The organism is Chelatococcus sp. KU-N122 (assembly GCF_055391085.1).
Genome location: NZ_AP043981.1, coordinates 5,186,464 through 5,200,644, shown reverse-complemented (window position 1 = coordinate 5,200,644; position 14,181 = coordinate 5,186,464). Strand labels below are relative to the sequence as shown.

General features: G+C 67.1%; 10 protein-coding genes. 1 reads left to right on the top strand and 9 read right to left on the bottom strand.

What is annotated here, in order from left to right; translation table 11 throughout:
• Window positions 1-20 precede the first annotated feature (20 nt).
• The 9 genes from der to ACZ5PO_RS23420 all read right to left on the bottom strand — a co-directional run bounded on the left by der (window position 21) and on the right by ACZ5PO_RS23420 (window position 12,268).
• Window positions 21-1,397: a ribosome biogenesis GTPase Der gene (der, locus tag ACZ5PO_RS23460; protein ID WP_464184274.1), complete on the bottom strand. Its 1,377-nt coding sequence runs from the start codon at window positions 1,395-1,397 to the stop codon at window positions 21-23.
• A 7-nt stretch (window positions 1,398-1,404) separates the two neighbouring features.
• Entirely contained in the window at window positions 1,405-2,196 is a 792-nt protein-coding gene (locus ACZ5PO_RS23455) for a tetratricopeptide repeat protein (RefSeq protein ID WP_464184273.1), read from the bottom strand.
• A gap of 290 nt (window positions 2,197-2,486) precedes the next feature.
• Entirely contained in the window at window positions 2,487-3,314 is an 828-nt protein-coding gene (gene panB, locus ACZ5PO_RS23450; protein WP_464184272.1) for a 3-methyl-2-oxobutanoate hydroxymethyltransferase, read from the bottom strand.
• A gap of 236 nt (window positions 3,315-3,550) precedes the next feature.
• On the bottom strand, window positions 3,551-4,123 hold the full coding sequence (locus ACZ5PO_RS23445) for an NnrU family protein (RefSeq protein ID WP_464184271.1): 573 nt from the start codon (window positions 4,121-4,123) through the stop codon (window positions 3,551-3,553).
• A 140-nt stretch (window positions 4,124-4,263) separates the two neighbouring features.
• A complete protein-coding gene (locus ACZ5PO_RS23440; protein WP_464184270.1) occupies window positions 4,264-7,437 on the bottom strand; it encodes an efflux RND transporter permease subunit in 3,174 nt (1,057 codons plus the stop codon).
• A gap of 32 nt (window positions 7,438-7,469) precedes the next feature.
• Window positions 7,470-8,639, bottom strand: a complete 1,170-nt coding sequence (locus tag ACZ5PO_RS23435) for an efflux RND transporter periplasmic adaptor subunit (protein WP_464184267.1) — start codon at window positions 8,637-8,639, stop codon at window positions 7,470-7,472.
• A 220-nt stretch (window positions 8,640-8,859) separates the two neighbouring features.
• Window positions 8,860-10,305 (bottom strand): UdgX family uracil-DNA binding protein, encoded by a 1,446-nt coding sequence (locus ACZ5PO_RS23430; protein ID WP_464184266.1) that lies wholly within the window; start codon window positions 10,303-10,305, stop codon window positions 8,860-8,862.
• A complete protein-coding gene (locus ACZ5PO_RS23425; protein ID WP_464184265.1) occupies window positions 10,305-11,516 on the bottom strand; it encodes a putative DNA modification/repair radical SAM protein in 1,212 nt (403 codons plus the stop codon). Before ACZ5PO_RS23425 ends, ACZ5PO_RS23430 begins: the two co-directional genes overlap by 1 nt.
• A 77-nt stretch (window positions 11,517-11,593) precedes the next feature.
• Window positions 11,594-12,268: a GntR family transcriptional regulator gene (locus ACZ5PO_RS23420; RefSeq protein WP_464184264.1), complete on the bottom strand. Its 675-nt coding sequence runs from the start codon at window positions 12,266-12,268 to the stop codon at window positions 11,594-11,596.
• A gap of 162 nt (window positions 12,269-12,430) precedes the next feature.
• On the opposite strand from ACZ5PO_RS23420, the gene ACZ5PO_RS23415 reads away from it, so the two are divergent.
• Window positions 12,431-14,056: an ABC transporter substrate-binding protein gene (locus ACZ5PO_RS23415; protein ID WP_464184263.1), complete on the top strand. Its 1,626-nt coding sequence runs from the start codon at window positions 12,431-12,433 to the stop codon at window positions 14,054-14,056.
• The last annotated feature ends 125 nt before the right edge of the window (window positions 14,057-14,181 follow it).

The window sequence follows — 14,181 nt, the reverse complement described above, 5'->3', positions numbered from 1 at the left end:
AAGCGCCGCAGGTACAGGCGCTATTCGCGGGTGCGCTTCTTCTTCTCGTACGGATTGGCGCCGGTCCTGAGCGACAGGCGGATCGGCACGCCCGGCAGGTCGAAGACCTCGCGCAGGCCGTTGACCAGATAGCGCGTGTAGGACTTGGGCAGGCTCTCCAGCTGATTGCCGAACAAAGCGAAGTGCGGCGGTCGCGCCTTCACCTGGGTCATGTAGCGGATCTTGATGCGCCGACCGGAGACGGCGGGTGGCGGATGCCCGTCCAGCACCTCGCCCAGCCATTGATTGAGCCTGGCTGTGGCAATGCGCCGGTTCCAGACGGCGTAGGTGGCGACCACCGCCTCCATCAGCCGGTCGATGCCCTGCCCCGCCAGCCCGGACAGCGGCACGACGGCGGCGCCCTTGACCTGGGGGAGCAGGCGCGCTGCATCCTCGCGCAGCTCCTTGAGCAGACCCGGCTTGTCGGCGACGAGGTCCCACTTGTTGAGGCCGATCACCAGCGCCCGGCCCTCCTGCTCGATCAGATCGACGATGGTGAGGTCCTGCTTCTCGAACGGGATGGTGGCGTCGAGCAGGGCCACGACGACGTCGGCGAAGCGGACGGCGCGCAAGCCGTCGGCAACCGACAGCTTCTCCAGCTTGTCGTCGATACGGGCGCGCTTGCGCAGGCCCGCGGTGTCGAACAGCTTGAACGCCTGGCCGCGCCAGTCCCAGTCGAGCGAGATCGAATCGCGGGTGATGCCGGCTTCTGGCCCGGTAAGCAGCCGCTCGCTGCCCACCATGCGGTTGATGAGCGTCGACTTGCCGGCGTTGGGGCGGCCGACGATGGCCACGCGGATCGGCTTGGCCGGCCCCTCCGGCTCGTCATCCTCGTCGTCGGCCGCCTGGGCCGCGGCCGCCTCCGGCAGTGCCTCGAGCAGCGCTTCGAGCAGCGTGCCCATGCCTTCGCCATGCTCGGCCGACAGCGGCACGGGATCGCCGAGGCCGAGCGCGAAGGCTTCATAGGCGCCGGACAGTCCCTGGCCGCCTTCGGCCTTGTTGGCGACCAGCACGACGGGCTTGCCGGACCGTCGCACCGTTTCGGCGAACTGCCGGTCGGCACCGGTCAGCCCCGCCCGCGCATCGATCAGGAACAGGACGGCGTCGGCGTCGGCGAGGGCCTGCTCGGTCTGGCCGCGCATGCGCCCGGCGAGCGTGGACGCATGGGCGTCCTCGAGGCCGGCGGTATCGACGATTCGAAAGTTGAAGTGGCCGATACGCGCCTCGCCCTCGCGGCGGTCCCGGGTGACTCCGGGCCGATCGTCGACAAGGGCCAGCTTCTTGCCGACCAGCCTGTTGAACAGGGTCGATTTGCCGACGTTCGGACGCCCGATGATGGCGACCGTGGGAATAATCACTGGCGTCTCACTTGCCAGCGTCGGGGCCGGGCGCCGCTGGGGCGGCTGGCGCAGCCCCCGGCACGGGCGCTGTCGACGACGCCGGCGGCGCGGCCGGCGTGGTACCAGCCGCCGGCCACGCCGTCGGCGCGGGAACCGGAGCGGCAATCGTCACCGGTCCGCTGCGAACCAGCTCGAGATAGATCTGGGTGCGCGACCTCAATGCCGACGGCGTCTCCGGATCAACGACAATCTGATCGAACCAGCGGCCGGCGGCCTCGAAGTCACCGGCCCTCAGGTCGGCCAGGCCCAGCAACTCGCGGGCCGAGTGGCGCCACGGGCTGGTCGGGCTGGTCAGGCCCTCGATCTTGGCCGCGAGCTCCTTGGGCCCGACCCGATCGACCTGCAGCATGGCGGCCCGGATACGGGCCAGGTTCTGCAGCAGCTCGCCGACAGACGCATCCTGGGAGATGGCTTCGAACCGCGCAATGCCGGCGGCCGGATCGGCCTTGGCCTCCTGGGTTGCCAGGCGGAACCGCGACAGCATGGCATAGCCCTTCGGCCCGTCGGCCAGGAGCTTCTGGAGAGCCTGTTCACCGTCCGCCGCCTTGCCGTCGCGCACGAGCTGCAACGCGTCCTCGAAGCGGGCTCCTGCCTCGGCGGCGCGCGCGCTCTGGACATGCTGCCAGTAGCGCCAGCCGGCGACGGCGGCCACGAGCGCAACCGCGAGGACGATCAGCAGGACGCCGTAGCGTTGCAGCAGCTGAGCCGCGCGGTCCCGCCTCAGATCCTCCTCGACTTCACGAAAAATGTCGGTCATCGCTCACTCGTCCGCCATGCCCGCAGCGCCTGCCGGGCGAAAGGTCGGCACGCCTGGAGCATTCGGATGCTCCAACTCTTTGAATCTGGGGCGCTTCTCTCCAGCCGGAGGTTTTCCATCCGACCCGTGAGAAGCGCTCTAGCACAGCGCCGCGGCGGAAGCGACCCTCGCCCACCGCCAAGACGCATTTCCAGGCCGTATGTACGCATCCGGCCGGATCGAAAGGCTCCAAGGTCTTGAATTTGGGGTGCTTCTTTCGCGACCGGCGGGTCCGCCCGATCGTCAGAGGCTCAGGCCTTGGGGACCTTCTTGGGGTAGGTGTGCTCCTTGGCCGGGAAGCTGCGCGCGCGGACATCCTCGGCGTAGGCTTCGACAGCCCGGGCTATGGACGGGCCGAGGTCGGCGTAGCGTTTCACGAACTTGGGCACCCACGGGCTCAGGCCCAGCATGTCCTCCAGCACCAGGACCTGCCCGTCGCAGGCCGCCGAGGCGCCAATGCCGATGGTCGGAACCGAGACCTGCGCGGTGATCTTTGCGGCCAGCGGCTCGGCGACGGCCTCGATGACCATGGCGCAGGCGCCGGCGTCGGAAATCGCCTGCGCGTCGGCCTCGATCGCCGGCCAATCGGCCTCGTCGCGGCCGCGCGCCTTGAACGAGCCGAAGGTGTTGATCGATTGCGGCGTCATGCCGATGTGGCCGACCACCGGAATGCCGCGCTGCACGAGGAAGCGCACCGTGGGCGCCATCAACACGCCCCCCTCGAGCTTGACCGCGCCGCAGCCCGTCTCCTTCAGGACCCGGGAGGCACTGCGGAAGGCCACTTCCGGGCTTTCCTCATAGGAGCCGAACGGCAGGTCGACGACGACGAGGGCGCGCTCGGAGCCGCGCATGACGGCGAGGCCCTGCAGGATCATCATGTCGAGCGTGACGGGAACCGTGGTCTCCAGCCCATGCATGACCATGCCGAGCGAATCGCCGACCAGGATCACGTCGCAGAACCGGTCCACCAGGCGAGCGGTGTGGGCGTGGTACGAGGTGAGGACGACGATCGGCTCGCCGCCCTTGCGGGCGTGAATATCCGGCGCCGTCAGACGCTTGATCTCGGATTGCGCGGACATCGAGACTCCTCCCAGGACCATCGGCGGGGGGTGCCCGAGCAGGGCTCGGCACCAGCCTTCATCGTCAGATTTTGCGCCGCAATGGAGCGAACGGGCGCCCCTGTCAACCGCGGCACGCGCCCCTGGCGACCGGGCACGATCATCCGCTCACACGCGAAGTGCTCCGGATTCAAATGAGTTGGGGCGTTTCTCCCCGACCAGATAAGCACATCTGGCCGGCGCGAAATGCGCGAGCGTCAGGACAGCACCGGCACGCCGATCAGCAGCGGGTGCAGGTAGCCGACGACCAGCGCGTACGCGACGAGGCCACCGATGACGGCGGCGACGTCGGCCTTCCACGAGACCGGCTTGGCCGGAACCCCCAGATCGCCGCGCCGCTTGGCGGCGATGCGGGCGACCACCGCCCAGACCAGGAAGGAGCCGAACAGCAGGATGGAGCCGAGATCACCGTTGGCGAGCAGATGGGCCGTGGCCCAGATCTTCACGGCCAGCAACATGGGGTGCTTCACCCGGAGCTTGATGAAGCCCGGCGCATAGGCGGCGATGAGCAGGATGAAGACCGGCAGGTTGAGGAGCAACGCCAGGTGCCGGGTCCATACCGGCGGATCCCAGACCTGGACGTAGCCCGTCGCCCGGTAGGCGCCGAAGCCGAGCACGATCAGGATCAGACCGATCGCCGAGACGATGGAATAGGCGAGCTTGTAGGGGCCCTCCCCGACGAGGCCGATGAACTGCGCCCGAGGCCCACGCAACATCGTGAACACGTGGACGGCGAAGAATAGAATGAGACCCAGGACGAGGATGGGCAACGAGCAGCCTCCCGCGCGGTCCAAGCCTCCGGCCGCGGATCTGCTTTAGAACGGTTCCAGCAGGGGGTCCAGCGCGAGCTGTCCCGGAGGATCGCCGGCGCGAGGCCACGATCGTGACGCAACCACAATCGATGGTCAGGTCACGCCGGGTTGCCTTCGTTGGAAGGCGCCGGTGCGCCGTGGCCGATCTTGGGCTTCTTGGCCTTGCCCTCCTCGAAGCGTTCCAGCACGGCGAAGAACGACGGCACGAACAGCACCGCAAGGCAGGTCGAGGCCAGCATGCCGCTGACCACGGCGATACCGATGGACGCCCGGGATGCGGCTCCCGCCCCGCTGGCGAAGATCAACGGCACCATGCCCAGGATGAAGGCGAAGGACGTCATCAGGATCGGGCGGAAGCGCAGCCGCGCCGCCTCCGTCGCCGCGGCATCGATCTCCATGCCCTCGGCGCGCTTCTCGCGCGCGTATTCGACGATGAGGATGGCGTTCTTGGCGGCGAGCGAGATCAACAGCACGATGCCGATCTGGGTGTAGAGGTTGTTGGGCAGCCCCAGCGCATTGAGGGCGACGACCGTGCCGAGCAGCGCGAGCGGCACCGCGAGGATCACCGACAGCGGCTGGATCCAGCTCTCGTACTGTCCGGCGAGCACGAAGTAGACCAGCACCAGCGCCAGCGCGAAGACCATGTAGATCTGGTTGCCGACGATCTGCTCCTGGTAGGACATGGCGGTCCACGCCGTGTCGGTGCCGGGCGGCAGCGTCTGCTTGGCGATCTGGGTCATCAGGTCCATGGCCTGGCCGGAGCTGAAGCCCGGCGCCGGCCCCCCCGCCAGCGTGACCGAGGGATAGAGGTTGTAGAGCGTGATGAGCGGCGGCCCGACCTCGTCCTTGAGCTCGGCAAGGGTGCCGATCGGCACCATGGTCCCGTTGCCGGCCTTCACCTTGAGCTGCAGGATGTCGTTCGGGCGCAGCCGGAACGACGCGTCCGCCTGCACGTAGACCTGGAAGACGTTGTTGAACTTGGTGAACTGGTTGACGTAGGTCGAGCCGAGGAAGGCCTCCAGCGTCGAGAACACCTGGCCGACGGTGACGCCCAGCGTCTCGGCCTTGATGCGGTCGACCTCGAGCCGATACTGCTTGACGCTGCCCTTGAAGGTCGTGTTCACACGCTGCAAGGCCGATTGCGTCGCCGCATTCTGGATCAGCTGATCCACGACATTCTGCATCTTCGTGAAATCGGAGCTGCCGTCCTTGGTCTCCACCATCATGGTGAAGCCGCCGGTGTTGCCGATGCCCTGGATCGGCGGCGGCACCAGCACGAACGCCGTCGCATCCTGAAGGCTGCCCAGCCCCTCGTTCAGGCGGCCATAGATGCTGCGCAGGCTGAGCTCCGGCGTCGTGCGCACCGACCAATCCTTGAGGATGACGTAGAGCATGCCGGCGTTGAACATGGTGGCGTTGTTGTCGAGCGGAGAGACGCCGCTGACGCCGATGACGTCCTCCACGCCGGGTGTTTCCCGCGCGATCTTGCTGGCCTGGGCCACGACCCGGCCGGTGCGCTCGATCGACGCCGCGTCCGGCAGGTTCAGGCTGACGACGAGGTAACCCTGGTCTTCGTTGGGCAGGAAGGCCGTGGGAACCTTGGTCATGCCCCAGAAGGCGACGCCGATCAGAGCGAGGCCGACCAGGACGGTCACCGCGCTGAAGCGGACGAGGTGGTGCACGAGGCCGGCGTACCAGTGCTCCGCCTTGTCGTAGACCCAGTTGAAGCCGCGATAGACGAAATTGCGCTGCTCCGGCGGCGTCGGCGCCTTGAGCCACAAGGCGCACTGGGTCGGCTTCAGCGTCGCGGCGTTGATGGCGGAGATGAAGGCGGTGGCGGCGATGACCAGGGCGAACTGCTGATACATCTGCCCGGTCAGGCCCGGCAGCGACGCCGCCGGCAGGAACACCGCCATCAGCACCAGCGTGATGCCGATGATCGGCCCGAACAGCTCGGACATGGCCTTGATCGCCGCGTCGTGGCTGCTCATCCCCGCCTCGAGGTGGCGCGATACGCCCTCGACGATGACGATGGCATCGTCGACGACGATGCCGATGGCGAGCACGATGGCGAACAGGGTGGTCGTGTTGACCGAGAAGCCCATCGCCGCCATGCCCGCGAAGGCGCCGATGATGGTGACCGGCACGGTGGTGGCCGGCACCAGCATGGCACGCCAATCCTGCAGGAACATCAAGATGACGATGAGCACCAGCACCGCGGCGATGATCAGGGTGACGTACACCTCGTGGATCGACGCGGTCACGAACTTGGTGCTGTCGAAAGCGATCTTGTAGGCGAGGCCCGGCGGAAAGGCCTTGGACAGCTCCGCCATCTTCGCCGTGACCTCGTCGGCGACCGCAAGGGCATTGGCGTCCGGCAGCAGGAAGATGCCGATGGCGGACGATGGCGAGCCGTTGAAGATCGCCTGATGGCTGTAGGACTGGGAGCCCAGCTCGACGCGGCCGATGTCGCGCACGCGCACGATCTGGCCGCCGTTGTCGTTGTTGACCTTGACGATGATGTTTTCGAAATCGGTCGGGTTGTCGAAGCGGCCGTTGATGTTGATCGTGTACTGGAAGTTGAGCTCGGGCGGCGCCGGCGGCATGCCGGTCATGCCGGCCGTCACCTCGGTGCTTTGCTGCTGGATGGCGTTGACGACGTCGTTGGGCACCAGCCCGAATGCCTGCAGCTTCTGCGGGTCCATCCACACCCGCATGGCGTAGGGGCCCGAGCCGAAGATCGTCACGTTGCCGACGCCCGGCAGGCGCGCCAGCTCGTTCTGCAGGTTGATGACCGCGTAGTTCGACAGGAACAGATTGTCGTACTTGTTCTCGGGCGAATAGAGGCTGATGAACTGGAGGACCGAGGTCGATTTCTTCTGGACGTTCAGCCCCTGCACGGCCACCGCCTGGGGCAACTGCGCGGTCGCCAGCGAGACCCGGTTCTGCACCAGCACCTGCGCCATGTTGGGATCGGTGCCGATGTCGAAGGTGACGATGAGGCTGTAGCTGCCGTCGCTCGCACTCGTCGACTGCATGTAGATCATGCCCTGGACGCCGTTGACCTGCTGCTCGATGGGCAGGGCTACGGTGTCCATGACGGTGCGGGCGCTGGCGCCCGGATAGGAAGCCGTTACCGCGACCGTGGGCGGCACGACATTGGGATACTGCGCGACCGGCAGCCGAAACAACGACACCGCGCCGAGCAGCACGATGACGAGCGCCAGCGTGTTCGACAGAACCGGCCGCTCGATGAAGAATTTCGAGAACATTCAGGCCGCCCCGTTAGCGTTGCCGGTCCGGATCAGTTCTTGGCCGGTGCCGCCGCGGGTGCGGCCGCCTCGACCCCGGCCATCTGCCCCTGCTGGGGCGCGACCTTGTTGCCGGGGATGGCGCGCTGGACACCCCCGACCACCACCTGATCGCCGGGCTTGAGGCCGTCGCTGATCACGCGCAGCTGGCCGTCGAGCTGCCCAGGCGTCACCTGGCGCTGCTCGACCACGTTGTCCTTGTTGACGACCATGACGTAGCTGCCGACCTGGTTGGACCCAATCGCGGCGTCGTCGACCAGCAACGCGTCGGGAATCGTGCTGATCGGCACGCGCACGCGCACGAAGAGGCCAGGCAGCAGCTCGAAGTTGGGGTTGTTGAAGATACCCCGGATCTGCAGCGTGCCGGTGTTCGGGTCGATCTGCGGCGCGATGTAGTCGATCTTGCCCTTGTGCTTGAACTCGGTCTCGGTCTGGAGAGCGATTTCGACTGCCAAGGTCTTGTCGTCCTGGCGCAGCTCCTTGAGGCCGATGCCCTGCTTGGCGAGGCCCTCGCGCAGCTTGAGCACCTGCTGCTCGCTGACGTTGAAGTAGACATAGATCGGATCGATCTGCACGATCGTCGCGAGCTTCGTCGGCCCGGAATAGCCGACCAGCGCCCCCACATCGACGAGGTGGCGCGTCACGACGCCGTCGAACGGCGCCGTCACCGCGGTGTACCCGAGGTTGATGGTGGCAACCTGGATGTTGGCCTTGTCCGCCGCGATCTGGGCCACCGCCGCATCGAGGTTGGTCTTGGCGTCGTCGACCGCCTTCTGCGACGCGAAATCCTGCCGGCCCAATTGAGCCTGGCGGTTGTATTCGAGCTGCGCGTTGGTCTGCTTGGCCTGGGAGCTCGCCAGCTGGGCCTTCTGGAGATCGAGCTGAGCCTGATATTGGTCCTTCTCGATGCCGAAGAGCAACTGGCCCTTCTTCACCGGCTGGCCGTCCTTATAATTGATCGACACAAGGAAACCCTGCACGCGGGCTTCCAGGTCGACAGAATTCACGGCGGCCGTATTGCCGGTGAACTCGGCGTAGACCGTCACGGGTCTCTGAAGCGGCGGAGCGATCGTGACCTTGGCCGGCGGTGGCGGCACATAGGCGTTCTTCTCATTGCAGCCGACGAGCGCCGCAACGGCGGCCCCGGCGAGCGCGATGCGCATGCGGCGATGCAAGCGGCCCAAGCGTCTGAACTCTGCCCCCATGAAAACCGTCGCCCCCTGTCGCGCTTCGCCCCTCGATTACCCGCCCGCGAGCGAGCACGCCCACGGCGATCGCTCACCTGTAACCGAAGGCCGCGGCCGAAGCTATGGCCGCCGGCACACACGGCGGTGAGGATTCGATGCATGACGCGGCCGTCGCTTCGCGGGGCCCAGCGTGCCGCTATTTCACTACGCTCAGCGCTCCCGGCCTGTTGCTATTTGCCGCAAGCTCCCGAATGCGCGCGAGGTCCGTTACGAACGCCGCATAGGCCTGCCGCTTCGCCGCCTCGTCCGGCAGGCGCAGCAGATAGGATGGGTGGACCGTGATGAAGCCGGCAAAGCTGTCGACGAACCGGGCCGGGCCGCGCGAGCGCGAGATCGGCAGGGCCTTGCCGGCGAGCGCCAGGACGGCGGTCGCCCCGAGTGCCACGACCAGGCCCGGCTGGACGAACTCCAGCTCGCGGATCAGCCACCAGCGATAGTGCTTCACCTCGCCGGCGGTGGGGGTCTGGTGCAGGCGCCGCTTGCCGCGCTGCTCGAACTTGAAATGCTTCACTGCGTTGGTGACGTAGACTCGGCTGCGGTCGATGCCCGCCTCCACCATGGCCCGATCGAGCAACTGACCGGCCGGGCCGACGAACGGCCGACCCTGCTGGTCCTCCTGATCGCCCGGCTGCTCGCCAACGAAGGCGATGGGCGCCCCGATCGGCCCCTCCCCCAGCACCGCTCGGGTGCCACCGCATACGAACGGCTCCGACGCGGCGATGATGCGGTTGAGATCATCGAGCGTTTTGGGATTCTGGTCCGCCATGGCGACGACGGCCTTGTGCGGATCGCGTTTGCTGGGCATGGCGGCTTCCCGTTGCAGCATCTCCTCAACGCGCACCGGCGCCGATCGGACGAGAGCCGCGATGGCGGCCGTCTCCGGCATGTTGCGCCAGTATTTGCGCGGCATCTCGGCGCGCATCGCCGCGGGATTGACGCGGGCCGGATTGAACGTGCTCTCGTAGTAGCCGCGCCAGTCGGCCTCGAAGGCGTCGGTCGGAGGCGCGTCGGCGCGCACGCCGGGCGGCCCGAAGGCGAGCTGTGCGCCGTCCCAGTGGGCCGAGCCGAGCGGTGTCAGGATCGACCAGGCCATGCCACGGAAGCGCTCCACGAAGAACGGTGCGGCCACCTCCAGGATGAAATGATCCGGCTCGAACCAGGCGACGAAGCGCTCCCCGCCATCGTCGCCGCCTACGCGGCGAAAGCGCAGAAAGGCGTGCATCTTGTGCACATCGCGGCGCACCGCCTTGTCCATCAGGGCGAGGCGGTGGACCAGCGGGTCGCTCGCCACTTCCAGCAGCCCACGCTCGCCTGTCCGGACGCGCCAGACGAGCCCGTAGAGCAGCGCGTAGCGCTCCGGATCGGCGTGGCGGACGACGTGCTCGATCATCTGGCCGACGGCCCGTGGCAAGGCGACGGGCGGCCCGTCGGGCAACGCGTCGCGGTCGAACAGGCCGGGTGCCCCATCCGTCGACCACACGACCGCGGCTGGGGCGGCATCGATCGCGACGAGGCCGCGGACGGCGCGACGGAACCCGGCGAGATCGGCGCCACGGGAGAGGACGACGTGGTGCAAGGACATCAGAACAGGCTCAACTGGCGGGCCGGCGCGACGAGCCGAGCCCGCAGGTCGAGCCGGTCGGTCAGGCCGAGCGGACGGTGGTCGGCCGCGACGAGGAACGGACGCGCCCGCTTGAGGCCGGCGGTGAGCCGCGCCACGTCGGCGAGCCGCAGCCTCGTCCAGCGCCGCGCCGCCACGATCCGGTCGACGGCGCGCTTGCCCAGGCCGGGGACGCGCAGCAGCATCTCCCGCTCGGCGCTGTTGACGTCGACGGGAAAGCGCTCGCGGTGCTTCAGCGCCCAGGCGAGCTTGGGGTCGATCTCCAGATCGAGCATCCCCGCCTCGCCGCCGGCCATGATCTCCGGCACGGTGAAGCCGTAGTGCCGGAGCAGCCAGTCGGCCTGGTAGAGGCGGTTCTCGCGGACGAGCTGCGGCGGCTTGACCGGCAGCACCGGGCTCGCCTCCGGAATGGGGCTGAAGGCCGAATAATAGACGCGGCTGAGCTTGAACGCGTCGTAGAGGCCGGCGGTGGTGGCGAGCAGGCCCGCATCGGTGGTGTCGTCGGCGCCGACGATGATCTGCGTGCTCTGGCCCGCCGGCGCGAAGCGCCGCCGTTCGGCCTTGGCCTCGCTGATGCGCTCCGACATCTGTCCCATCGCGCCGCGGATCGAGGCTCCGTCCTTCTCCGGCGCCAGCCGCCGCAGGCTCTGTTGCGACGGCAGCTCGACATTGATGGACAGCCGGTCGGCCCACAGACCGGCCTGTTCGATCAACCAGGGGCTCGCCTCGGGAATAGTCTTGAGATGGATGTAGCCGGCAAAGCCCTCGTCCCGGCGCAGCCGTTTCGCCACGAGCATCATCTGCTCCATCGTATAGTCGGGCGAGCGAATGATGCCGGACGACAGAAACAGCCCCTCGATGTAGTTCCGCTTGTAGAATTCGACCGTGACCGTGACGATCTCGTCGACGGAGAAGCGCGCCCGCCGCACGTTCGACGAGCGTCGATTGACGCAATAGGCGCAATCGAACAGGCAGACGTTGGTCAGGAGGATCTTGAGCAGCGACACGCAGCGCCCGTCGGGCGTGTAGGCGTGACAGATGCCGGCGCCGGTGGTGGAGCCGAGACCTCCCGCGCCGGCCGCGCGCCCGGGCGCACCGGACGATGCGCACGAGGCGTCGTACTTGGCGGCGTCTGCCAGGATCCGGAGCTTGGCCGAGAGCGATGTATCCAACGCACCATCCCTTTTGTTCACTATATGTTCTTTAGCGAACGGATGGCAAGCGCGGCCGCCGCGACCCGGTGCCCGGGCTAGCGCCCGGCGCGACGACCCGAGGCCGAGGCCAGTTGATCGAAGGCATCCTCGACCAGGCTGACATGGTGCAGCATCGTGGCGTGGGCCTGGGCGGCATCGCCCCGCCCGATCGCCGCTACGACGGCATCGTGCTCGGCATAGGAGAGGCGCAGGCGGCCCTCGGCGCGAAACTGCGCGCGGCGAAAGGGCGCCAGACGGCGGCGCAGGCCCGAGGCGATCTCGGCGACGATGCCGTTGTGGGAGCCTTTGTAGATGGCGGTGTGGAAGCGGACGTTGGCTTCGGCATAGGCCACCTCGTCGCCGCTTTCGACGATCTCGGCCATGGACTGATGCAGGCTGACGAGGCGCCGGCGCTCGATCGGCGTCATGCTCATGGCAGCCAGGCGCGCGCAGGTCGCCTCGATCTCGCCCATGGCGACGAACAGCTCCTCGAGCTGGGCGGAGGTGACGTGGGTGACCGTCGCGCCCCGCCGCGGCCTGGCATCGATGAGGCCGGTCGTGGCGAGCTGGCGCAGAGCCTCGCGGACCGGGGTGCGCGAGACGCCGTAGCGCGCGGCGAGCCCGGTTTCGTCGAGCCGTGATCCGGGCTCAAGCTCGCCCGCGAGGATCGCGTCGGCGATCTCGCCGGCGAGCCACTCGGCCCGGGTCTGCGCTGGTGAATCGCTTTGCATCGTCCCTGCCTGTCTTAGCGGCTCGCCGCCGCTCCGCGCTGCTCAAATTCTACGCTCGGGCGGTTCCAAATTTAAGCATGCAGCCACAACATTTGGGCATGCAGATTCATGTTTTTGTATGCAGAATTTTCCTCGCAGCATGCAATCGATGCGGAGGACCAGATGGATCGTCGGCAGTTCCTGAAGACATCAGTGGCGGGAGCTGCGGCATCTATGGCCGGCGTGGCGGCGCCGGCGGTGTGGTCGCCGGCCAGGGCGCAGTCGCGCGCCGAGACGCTGCTCATCGTCTCCGAGAGCGGCCCCAACAACCTCGACATCCATGGCGTCGGCACCAACGTGCCCGGCTACGAGGCATCGTGGAACTGCTATGACCGCCTGATCACGCACGGCATGAAGACGCTGCCCAACGGCGTCGCCTATTACGACCGCGACAAGATCATCCCCGAGCTCGCCGAGGACATGAACCCTGGCGACATGTCGGTCACGTTCAAGCTGCGCAAGGACGCAGTGTTCCAGGACGGCACGCCGGTCACCGCCAAGGACGTCAAGTGGTCGCTCGACCGCGCCGTCTCGGTCGGCGGCTTCCCCACCTTCCAGATGAAGGCCGGCTCGCTGGAGAAGCCCGACCAGTTCGTCATCGTCGACGACCGCACCGTGCGGGTCGACTTCCTGCGCAAGGACAGGCTGACGATCCCCGACCTCGCCGTCATCGTGCCCTGCATCGTCAATTCCGAGCTGGTCAAGAAGAACGCCGGCGCGAACGATCCCTGGGGCCTGGACTACACCAAGCAGAACACGGCTGGCTCCGGCGCCTTCAAGGTCACCAAATGGACCCCGGGCACGGAGGTCGTCTTCGAGCGCAACGAGCTGTGGAAGAGCGGCCCGCTGCCGAAAATCAAGCGCGTCATCTGGCGCATGGTGCCGTCCGCCGGCAACCGGCGCGCGCTGCTGGAGCGCGGCGACGCCGACGTGTCCTACGACCTGCCGAACAAGGACTTCGCCGAGCTGAAGAGCTCGCCCAAGCTCAACATCTTCTCGACGCCCTATTCCAACGGCGTCCAGTACATCGGCATGAACGTCACCAAGCCGCCCTTCGACAATCCGAAGGTGCGCCAGGCGGTGGCTTACGCCCTGCCCTACCAGAAGATCATGGACGCGGTGCTGTTCGGCCTGGCCAAGCCCATGTTCGGCGCGCCGGCCGATGCGCCGACCCAGGTCGCCTGGCCACAGCCGCACAAGTACAACACCGACATCGACAAGGCCAAGCAGTTGCTCGGCGAGGCCGGCTACGCCAACGGCTTCGAGACGACGATCTCCTTCGACCTGGGCTTCGCCGTCGTCAACGAGCCCTTGTGCGTGCTGGTCCAGGAAAGCCTGCAGCAGATCGGCATCAAGACGACGATCAACAAGATCCCGGGCGCCAACTGGCGCACCGAGCTCAACAAGAAAGAGATGCCGCTCTTCACCAACGTCTTCTCCGGTTGGCTCGACTATCCAGAATACTTTTTCTTCTGGTGCTACGACGGACAGAATTCCGTCTTCAACACCATGAGCTACAAGAGCGCCGAGATGGACAAGCTGATCGCCGGCGCCCGGACCGCCGCCGCTGATGGCGACACGGCGACCTATGACAAGGACGTCAAGGGCTTCGTCGACCTCGCCTTCCGCGATGTGCCGCGCATCCCGCTGTTCCAGCCCTTCGTCAACGTGGCGATGCAGAAGAATATCTCCGGCTACGAATACTGGTTCCACCGTCGGCTCGACTACCGCGCTCTGGTCAAGTCCTAGAGCACAGTCATTTGAGCCGCCGCGGCCGGGTTTGATCCGGCCATCCGTCGAAGTAACCGGCGCCAGCCCGGGAGGGCTGACCTTCTACGTTGTTTTCAATCAATGGGACGGATGACCGGCTCCCG

Excerpts from the sequence above, each read along its gene's own strand:
- ACZ5PO_RS23455 (WP_464184273.1), bottom strand. The coding sequence starts at position 2,196 with ATGACCGACATTTTTCGTGAAGTCGAGGAGGATCTGAGGCGGGACCGC.
- panB (WP_464184272.1), bottom strand. The coding sequence starts at position 3,314 with ATGTCCGCGCAATCCGAGATCAAGCGTCTGACGGCGCCGGATATTCAC.
- ACZ5PO_RS23440 (WP_464184270.1), bottom strand. The coding sequence starts at position 7,437 with ATGTTCTCGAAATTCTTCATCGAGCGGCCGGTTCTGTCGAACACGCTG.
- ACZ5PO_RS23435 (WP_464184267.1), bottom strand. The coding sequence starts at position 8,639 with ATGCGCATCGCGCTCGCCGGGGCCGCCGTTGCGGCGCTCGTCGGCTGC.
- ACZ5PO_RS23430 (WP_464184266.1), bottom strand. The coding sequence starts at position 10,305 with ATGTCCTTGCACCACGTCGTCCTCTCCCGTGGCGCCGATCTCGCCGGG.
- ACZ5PO_RS23420 (WP_464184264.1), bottom strand. The coding sequence starts at position 12,268 with ATGCAAAGCGATTCACCAGCGCAGACCCGGGCCGAGTGGCTCGCCGGC.
- ACZ5PO_RS23415 (WP_464184263.1), top strand. The coding sequence starts at position 12,431 with ATGGATCGTCGGCAGTTCCTGAAGACATCAGTGGCGGGAGCTGCGGCA.